Genomic DNA, 6,148 nt, shown 5'->3' with positions numbered 1-6,148 from the left:
CAGCCCATCACCCGATCCTTGATCGCCTACGACCACTGACCGGGTTCGGACTTACTCGTCTAGCGGGTCTGACGGATCGCCGTCGATGGGGTCGGTGCTCCTGGCGGTTCGTGGCAAGGCGGAGCCGGGTCGGCACACCGGGCGTGTTCGGGCCCGGCGACAACGCAGCCACGGGCCGTCCGGGCGCCGAGACCGCGGCGAGTGATCCGTCAGTCGCCCCCTACGAGCGAGCCCATGGCCGACGCCATGATCGCCGCGCTCGAGGAGTCGCAGAGCCGTTCGGGGATCGTGCGCGATCCACGGACGTGCCCGGTTCGAGGTGTTCCGAACACGATGCCGGGCTGGTCGTCCGGTCCCGTGGCCGCGGGGCGGGGGCCCGCGGGGCAATCGCGGGCCGGGCATAGTCTCGGGCCCGTGCCGGTACTCCCGCGTGGTCGCGTCCGTTCCCGATCCCTGCGGTTGGGTGGGCTGGTCGGGGTCGCCGTGGCCGTCGCGGCGCTGACGGCGGGGTGCGAGCAGTCGCCCGACGGAGGGTCGTCCTCGGCGGCCGCCGCGACGCAGTCCTCACCCACCGCCCAGCGCGCCGACGTCGTCGACAAGATCGCGATCTTCGGGCGCGACGAGTGCGCCACCGAGGACGCCGCGAGCGTCTACCCGCAGTGCGCCCGGTTCGTCCGGGAGGTCTCGAACGTGACCGTCGCGGCCCGCGCGGTCGCCTCGGGTCCGACGGAGCAGGCCGCGGTGGGGAAGGCGGCGGACGCGGTCGATGCGGCGGTCGACCGGCTCACCCGCGACGCCTGCCTTCTGCCGCCCGGCCAGGGCCCGACCGGTACCCCGCAGAGCTGCGGCCCCGACCTCGCCGCCCTGCAGGCCGGCGTCCGCGACCTCGGGACCGCCTTCGGCGGCTGACCGCCGTACCGGGCTCCCGCGTTCCCGCAGCAGACCCCGACCGCGCGCAACCTGGTGGTCGTCGTCGGCGCTCGCGGCGTGAGGTTGCGCCCGGCGGGTGCGTGGGCGTCAGCGGTCGCGGACGGCGTCGCGGAACGCGGCGACGGCGTCGAAGTCGCTGACCGCGTCCGCGCTGATCACGTCCTCGGGCGCCTTCCCGCGCAGCACCTGCTTGATCGGCTTCTCCAGTTTCTTGCCCGTCAGCGTGCGGGGCACCGCGGGCACGGCGGCGACGAAGTCGGGGGTGTGGCGCGGTGAGAGCTGCGCGCGCAGCGTGTCCCGGATCCGGGCGCGCAGCGCGTCGTCGAGCTCGGCGCCCTCGCGCAGCACGACGAACAGGATGAGGTCGCCCGACGTCGCGCCGGTCTGGTCCTCGAGGTGCACGACGAGGCTGTCGTCGATCTCCGGCAGGTCCTCGATCACGGCGTAGAACTCGGCGGTCCCGAGCCGGACGCCCCCGCGGTTGAGCGTCGCGTCCGACCGGCCGGTGACGACGAAACTGCGCCGCCGGGTGCGGATCACCCAGTCGCCGTGCCGCCACACGCCGGGATAGGTGTCGAAATAGGACTCGCGGTAGCGCTCGTCGCCCGGGTCGTTCCAGAACGACACCGGCATCGACGGCATCGGTGCCCGCACGACGAGCTCGCCCAGCTCGTCGACGATCTCCTTGCCGTCGGGGTCGAACGCGGTGACGTCGACGCCCAGCAGCGGGCCCGAGAGCTCCCCGCGGTACACCGGTTGCCACGGGCCGCCGCCGACGAACGCGCTGCACACGTCGGTGCCGCCACTGATCGAGTTGACCAGGACGGCGTCGCCGAACTGGGCGGCGATCCAGTCGAACGCCTCCGGTGGCAGCGGCGCGCCCGTCGAGCCGATCTGGCGCAACACCCCGGCACCCCCGCCGAGCAGCCCCGCCGCGTCGACGCCCTTCGCGCGGCAGGCCATCAGGTAGCCGGGGCTGGTCCCGAGCAGCGTCGCGCCGGTCTCGGCCGCCAGCCGCCACTGCTCGTCGAGGTCAGGGTAGAGCGGGTTGCCGTCGAGCAGCACGAGCGAGCCGCCGACCAGCAGCGCCGAGATCGTGATGTTCCACATCGCCCACGCCGTCGTCGTGAACCACAGCGCGCGATCGCCCGGGCGGGTGTCCAGGTGCAGCCCGTGCAGCTTGAGATGCTCGAGCAGGATGCCGCCGTGCGAGTGGACGATGACCTTCGGCAGCCCGGTCGTCCCCGACGAGAACAGCACGTAGAGGGGATGGTCGAACGGGACGTCGACGAACTCGAGCGGGCCCTCCACGGCCAGCAGGTCGGCCCACGGGAGCGCGTCGGGCACCTCGACCGGCCCGAACGGCACCGCGACCACGTGTCGCAGGCTGGGCAGGCCCGCGCGGATCGCCGCGACCTCCGCACTCTTGTCGATCTCCCTGGCACCGTGGGTGTAGCCGCCGACCGTGAGCAGCACCGTCGGCTCGATCTGGGCGAACCGGTCGACGACCGAGCGCGACCCGAACTCCGGGGCGCACGAGGCCCACGTGGCGCCCAGGCTCGCGGCCGCGAGGAACGCGACGATCGCCTCGGGGATGTGCGGCAGGTAGGCGACGACGCGGTCGCCCTGCTCGACGCCGAGGCGTTGCAGCCCGGCGCGGGCCCGCGCGACCTGGTCGAGCAGCTCGGCGAACGTCACGTCGACCGGCTCGCGCGTCTGCGACCGGGCGACGAGGACGACCTCGTCGCCCGCGCCCGCCTCGACGCGTGCCCGCGCATGGCGCAACATGTGCCGCGCGTAGTTGACGGTCGCGCCGGGGAACCACTGCGCGCCCGGCATCTCGGTCGAGCCCAGGACGCGCTCGTAGCCGCCGTCGACCTCGAAGTGGTCCCAGATCGACGCCCAGAAGTCCTCGGGCTCGGCGATCGACCAGTCCAGGAGCGCGTCGTAGTCGTCGAACTCCAGGCCGCGCTCCGCGGCGAGCCATCGGACGTAGGCGCCGATCCCGGTCGTCTCCAGGACGTCGGGGGCGGGCCGGCGCAGGACGGAACCGAGGGCGTCGTCGCTCATACCCCGATCATCCGACGCGGCGCCCGCCGGCGAAAGTCGGCCCGCCGGTCCGAGGGGGCACCGGACGGGGCACTCGTCGAGGGCTCGGCGTCCGGTTGCGTCGTCGCCGGACCGGGACGTGCCCGGTGCGGGGGTCAGGCTCGGTGCAGCCGGTCGTTGCTCCTTCGCGTCGGGGCGGTCGGATCGGGCTTCGGATCGGGCTGAGGACGCGAGCCGCCGCGGGCTCGGCGCGGGGTGACTCCCCTGGCTGCGTGGTTGCCGGGCCGGGACGTGCCCCGCGTGCGGTCAGGCTTTGCCCTGCCGGTGACCGTCCGTTCCGGTCGGCGGAGTCGGTCGGACTCCCCAGGGGCCCGGTGCCGGACGGCTCGTGGTTGCGCGTGTCGTCACTCCGAATGCGATCCGCCGGCAGCCGTCCTCCTCATCGCGGAACGACGGACACCTCGTCCTGGTCGGTGCACGTCGCGAGGAGTGCGCTGCCGTCAGGGGCCTCGGCGATCGCGCCGGGGGTGCAACCCACCGGCACGGTCGCGACCTGGGCGCGGGCGGCCACGTCGATCTCGGCGACCTCGTGGGTCGTCGTCGCCACCACGTAGGCGCGCCTGCCGTCCGCCGACATCCGCAGCATCGACGCGCCCGCGGCCGCGCCGAGCGTCGCGAGCAGTGTCGAGGTCGACGGGTCGACCAGGTACAGCTCGCCGCGGACCGGGTCGAGGGTGAGCAGCGTCGTCTCGTCCGGGGTGACGCCCAGCCGGACCGGGTCCTCCTCGGTGACGGCGCTCGTCGGCAGCCGCACCGTGCCCGTCACGACGCCGTCCGGGGTCAGCACCGCGATCGTGCGGCTCGCGGCCAGCGCGACGTACACGTGCCTGCCTGCCGCGACGACGTCGCTGGGCAGCGCGCCTACCGGGCGGTCGACCGCGGCCCCCGATGCCATGTCGACGACCGTCACCGTCCCGCCGCGGCTGCTCGCGACGTAGGCACGGGTGTCGTCCGGCGCGACCGCGACGGCCACCGGGTCCTGCGCCGAGATCCGCTCGGCGACGGTCATCTGCACGGGATCGATCACCGCCACGGCACCCGCGGCGCGGGAGAACGCGAACAGCCGACCACCGTGGTGGTCGATCGTCAGCGAATCGGTGAACGGGGCGTCCACGGGCAGGTGCTCGCGACCCGTCGCGGTCTCCACGGCGCGGACGAGCCCGTCGGTCTGGTCGGTGACGTAGGCCGTCGCGCCGTCGGGCGACAGGACCAGGGCACCGGGCGCGTGCACGCTGAGGGTGTGCCCGCCGTCCGGCCGCCCGGTGCAGGCCACCGCGACGAGGACGGCGACCAGCACGACCACGCACGACACCCGCCGACGTACGCCTCGGCGGATGGACGGCGTCGTCATCTCCGGACGCTCCCGATGCTCGGCGCGGCAGCGGCTCGACGCCACCGCGCGCCGAACAGCCAGCATCCTGCCGTCCCGCACCCGGGGCAAGACACAGTGGCGCCGTCCGGTCCGACGGCACGGACGGTCCGAACGGACCGCTGTGGACGTCCTGGAGCGTGCGCTCAGCGAGCCGGGGGCGGGACGCGTCGGTCACCGCCGGCCGGGGGTGGCGGCGGGGGCCGGTGGGTCGGCTCGACGTGCGGTCCGGTCCCGCGGCCCGGACGCGGCCGGCCGCCGCCCGTCGGCGAGCCGGGACGCGTCCTCGGTCCGGAACGGTCGTCGGCCGCGCTGGGGGTGCCGGCGGCGCGCATCGAGGCACTGACGTCGGCGTCGAGGAACTGCTCTGCCCCGGCGTGCGGGGCGTCGGCGAGGTCGCCGGGACCGGTCTCAGGCGCGCAGCCGCAGGCCCTTCGGGGTCACCCGAAAGCCCGCCTCGGTGAGCACCTCTGCCAGGTCGGACGCCAGCGACCCGACGCCGTCGGCCTTCTCGACCGCCAACGACCCCAGCCAGCCCTCGTGCACGGCGCCGGCCAGCGCCTCGGCGCCGGCCCGCAGCTCGGCCCGGTCGTCGGTGAACGACAGCAGTGACCGCCCACCTCGCTCGACGTAGAGCGCCGGCGCCCCGTCGACCAGCACCACGAGCGCCCCGGCCTTGCGTCCCGGCCGGTGCTTCGAGTCGCCGACCGTCGCGGGCCAGCCGAGCGCGGCACCGTAGGGCTGGGCCGGGTCGGCGGCGGCGAGCACCACCGCGGCGCCCGCCGCCGCGTCGCCCGTGCCGGGACGCGCCGGGGTGGGAGGGGCCCAGGAGTCGTCGTCGAACTCCGGCGACGGGCCGGCCGACAACCCGGGACCATCGGGCCGGGACAGCGCGCGGAGCCGGTCGATGGCGCCGGGCACCGCGAACTGGGCGGCCCCGAGCCCGTCGACGACGTAGCCGCGCCGACACCTCCCGGAGTCCTCCATCGCGCGCAGCACCCCGTAGACCGAGGCGAACCCGCCCTGGCCGCGTTCGGTCGAGAGCGCCCCCCGGGTGAGCACGCCGTGCCGCTCGAGGAACGCCTCGGCGCGGGCGTGCGCGCGGCGCGTGGCGTCGGGTTCGCGACCGGTCGCGAGCGCCCACCGGCCACCGACCGAGGGCGGCCCGCTGCGCGTCGGCATCGCCGGCCGGCCCGCGCGCAGCTGGGCGTAGCGCCCGCGCGGGGCCTGCCGGCGCGGACGGTGGGCACCCCGACCGCCCGACAGCCGTGCGCGCAGCGGGCCGAGGGTGTCGTTGGTGACGAGCCCCGCCCACACGAGGTCCCAGAGCGCGGCGACGACCGCGTCGTCGGTCGGGGCCTGTTCGCCCTCGTCGAGCAGGGTTCGGGCGGCGGCGTCGGCGAGGCCCCGGAAGAACAGTGCGGCGCCCGGGTGCGCGGGCAGCTCCGTCGTCCCGGCCGGCATCCCCAGCGCGCCGAGCAGCGCCCGGTGGATGGGGGCGGCGGCGATCTCGGGCTCGGGTTCGGGGAGCAGCAGGTCGGCGACGTCGGCGGGGGCGAGCGCGAGCCAGCCGTCGGTCCCGGCGAGCGTGCCGCAGCCGGTCCAGGTGACCTCACCGGCTGCGGTCAGCTCGTCGAGCAGCGCGGGGGAGTAGCCCGGTAGCCGGGCGGGCAAGATCAGCGACTCCAGCGCGCTCGCCGGCAGCGGCGCCCCGGCCAGCTGCTCGACGACGCCCATGAC

At 75.4% G+C, this 6,148-nt stretch carries 4 protein-coding genes; 1 reads left to right on the top strand and 3 read right to left on the bottom strand.

Annotated features, from left to right (window positions below; genetic code table 11):
• Positions 1 to 414 precede the first annotated feature (414 nt).
• Positions 415 to 909 (top strand): hypothetical protein, encoded by a 495-nt coding sequence (locus tag PSD17_RS24630; RefSeq protein WP_339124695.1) that lies wholly within the window; start codon positions 415 to 417, stop codon positions 907 to 909.
• Positions 910 to 1,017: 108 nt separating this feature from the next.
• Here the strand turns inward: PSD17_RS24630 and PSD17_RS24625 are convergent, their stop codons facing one another.
• The 3 genes from PSD17_RS24625 to PSD17_RS24615 all read right to left on the bottom strand — a co-directional run.
• A complete protein-coding gene (locus PSD17_RS24625) occupies positions 1,018 to 3,000 on the bottom strand; it encodes an acetoacetate--CoA ligase (RefSeq protein ID WP_339124694.1) in 1,983 nt (660 codons plus the stop codon).
• 418 nt (positions 3,001 to 3,418) lie between these two features.
• A complete protein-coding gene (locus PSD17_RS24620; protein ID WP_339124693.1) occupies positions 3,419 to 4,390 on the bottom strand; it encodes a YncE family protein in 972 nt (323 codons plus the stop codon).
• A 429-nt stretch (positions 4,391 to 4,819) separates the two neighbouring features.
• Positions 4,820 to 6,148 (bottom strand): Lhr family helicase (locus PSD17_RS24615; protein WP_445261038.1); only part of this gene is annotated, 1,329 nt, incomplete at its 5' end.

The sequence above is a fragment of the Pseudonocardia sp. D17 genome (genome assembly GCF_036984265.1).
GTDB lineage: Bacteria > Actinomycetota > Actinomycetes > Mycobacteriales > Pseudonocardiaceae > Pseudonocardia > Pseudonocardia benzenivorans.
This window is presented reverse-complemented; position numbering and strand designations above follow the sequence as displayed.